Source organism: Photorhabdus sp. RW14-46, from assembly GCF_963887965.1.
GTDB lineage: Bacteria > Pseudomonadota > Gammaproteobacteria > Enterobacterales > Enterobacteriaceae > Photorhabdus > Photorhabdus laumondii.
In genome coordinates this window covers 1-2,703 of sequence record NZ_CAWPHH010000082.1, presented here as the reverse complement: position 1 = coordinate 2,703, position 2,703 = coordinate 1, and the positions used below count along the sequence as shown (strand labels likewise).

Below are 2,703 nucleotides of genomic sequence, written 5' to 3'. Positions count from 1 at the left end.
ATAATCGTCACGGCAACATCGTGGCCGCCGACCAAGGTTCGCTGACACTGGCGGTCAAAGACACGCTGGATAATCAGTCGGGCAAACTGGAAGCCGGCAACGCGCTCCAGCTCAGCGCATCCCAACTGAATAATGGTCAGGGGAGCATTGTTGCCGCCGGGGACAGCGCCACCCTCACCGTTGGCAAAACTATTCAAAACGTTAACGGTCATCTTGAAGCCAAAACCCGACTGACCACCACCAGTCAGACCCTGGATAACACGCAGGGGATGTTGCTGGCACAAAACATTGACAGCCAGACCACAGGCCATCCCTTCACCAATACCGCCGGACAGGTGATAGCCGAAGACACCCTGACGGTCAACAGTGGTCAACTGGATAATACGGCGGGGCTGTTACAATCTGGCCACGAGATGGCCGTTGATACCCACGGCCACGGTCTTACTAACACTCACCATGCCGACCAAAAAGCGGGCCGGTTGTTAAGCGGCGGACACTTAACTTTGCGTACCGGCGACATCAATAACACCGGTGGAATAATCGCGGCGGACGGCAAAACTGCGCTGACCAGCACTGCGCTTAATAATACGCAGGGCCAGATAGCCGGAAATGGCGGACTGGACATTCACAGCCGACAACTGACCAACCGCGAGGGCACCTTACAATCCGCCGACGCCCTGACTCTGGATACTAACGGGCAGTTACTGGATAACCAACAGGGCCAGATTATTGGAGAAGGCAAAACCATAATCACCAGCGGCCCACTGGACAATCGCCACGGCCATCTTCAAGGCGGACAGGTGGTGATCGACACCCAACACGCCGCGCTGGATAACCGGGACGGCAAACTGTTATCCACAGACACTTTAACCCTGAACACTCACCAGATCGATAATCGTCACGGACAGGTGCAGGCGGTAGGCGACACTCAGCTTGATGTTGACACTCAAACCGATAATACCGGCGGCCTTATCCGTGGCGGTCAGCAATTGACCTTGAACACCGTTCGCCTGATTAACCAAGAAACAGCGCAGGTTGATAAAGGACTGGAAGCGCAAAACCTGACGGTAAACGCCCAACAGGTGGACAATAGTCAGGGCGCTTTACGGGCGGCCAACCACTTGCAGGCGAACATCAGCCAGACTCTGGAGAATGAACAAGGGCTGGTCTCCGCGGGCAAACAGCTCACTCTTAAAAGCGAGGCTCAGCAACCGCATCTGGTGATTAACAACCGGCAAGGCACGCTAATTGCCGGGGAACACGCAGCTATCACCGCACACGCCTTGAGCGGGGACGGCCAACTGTTATCGCAGGGCGATATGGCGGTCACTTTAACCGAGGATTTTCACCATACCGGCAACACGGCGGCCAATGGCAATCTGACGCTGAAAACGACCGGCAATATCACCAACAACCGCCAGATAAAAGCCGGTCGGGCGCTGTATCTGGGCGCACAGAATCTCATCAACAGCGCCTCCGGTGAAATCAGCGCCAAACAAACGCAAATCCAGGTTCACGATACGCTGAACAACACCGGACTGATTGACGGCGGCTTAACCCATCTCACGGCCAACACTCTGAACAATACCGGCACCGGGCGCATTTACGGTGACCAAATTGCCCTCCAGACAGGCACACTGAATAACTCCGCACAGGACGGCAAAGCCGCGGTGATTGCGGCGCGGGACCAACTGGATATCGGCACCGGAACACTCAACAACCAGCATCATGCGCAGATTTACAGTGTGGGCGACATGCACATCGGCGGTCAGTTGGATAACGCCCTGAAAGCTACCGGCCAAGCTGGTGAACTGAATAACCACGCGGCGACGATTGAAGCCGGGCGCCATTTGAAGATTAATGCCGACCGGATTAACAACACCAACGCCGGGTTGGTGACTCAGGTCGTCGAAACAGAAAAGTCTCAGCATCACGATGCAGTACTGAGCGGCCAGACCACTCGCTATGACTGGTCACAGGTGGACACCTCCCACCGCAATAAATACAAAGTGCACGATGCCATCATGCCGGACGGCAGCGGCAGTAATGACTTTTACGAATATCAGTACACCCGCACCGTCAGGGAAACTCAGGTTAAACAGAGTGACCCCGGTAAAATTCTGGCCGGCGGCAATATGATGCTCAACAGTGCGCAGGTCACCAATCATGACAGCCAAATTATCGCCGGTGGGGCGCTGGACGGGGTGATAGGCGAACTGCATAATATTGCCACTCAGGGGGAACGCATCACTACCGATAAAGGTCGCCAGACCCACTGGTATGCGAAAAAGAAACGACTGAAGCCCCGATTCCGTGGTACCAAAACCTCGCAGGGAAAAAGCCGCAGCAATTATGCCCCCGCCCCAGTGATAGAAACCATCGACCTGAAAACGCTGGCCTGGCAGGCGCATACCCGTCCACAGGGTACCGATATTACGATTACGGACCGACAAACCGGCCAGATACACGCTGCCCCCACGGCGGTCACACCGGTGAACGGTATCAACAACCAGCCGCTGGTGCTGCCTCCCGGTCAGCCGTTTGAACTGAGTTTGCCCCCGGAGACCGTCAAAGGACAAACTGTCGACCCGGTGATACGCGTGGTGACGCCCGATACGCGTTTGCCGAATAACAGCCTGTATACCATGCAACCGGGCAGTGACAGCCACTATCTGGTGGAGACCGACCCGAAATTTACCCAGT

1 pseudogene is annotated in these 2,703 nt (G+C 55.7%); it reads left to right on the top strand.

From position 1 onward, the window contains the following. Window positions 1-2,703: pseudogene (locus AACQ38_RS23545) on the top strand (hemagglutinin repeat-containing protein); the annotation flags it as partial.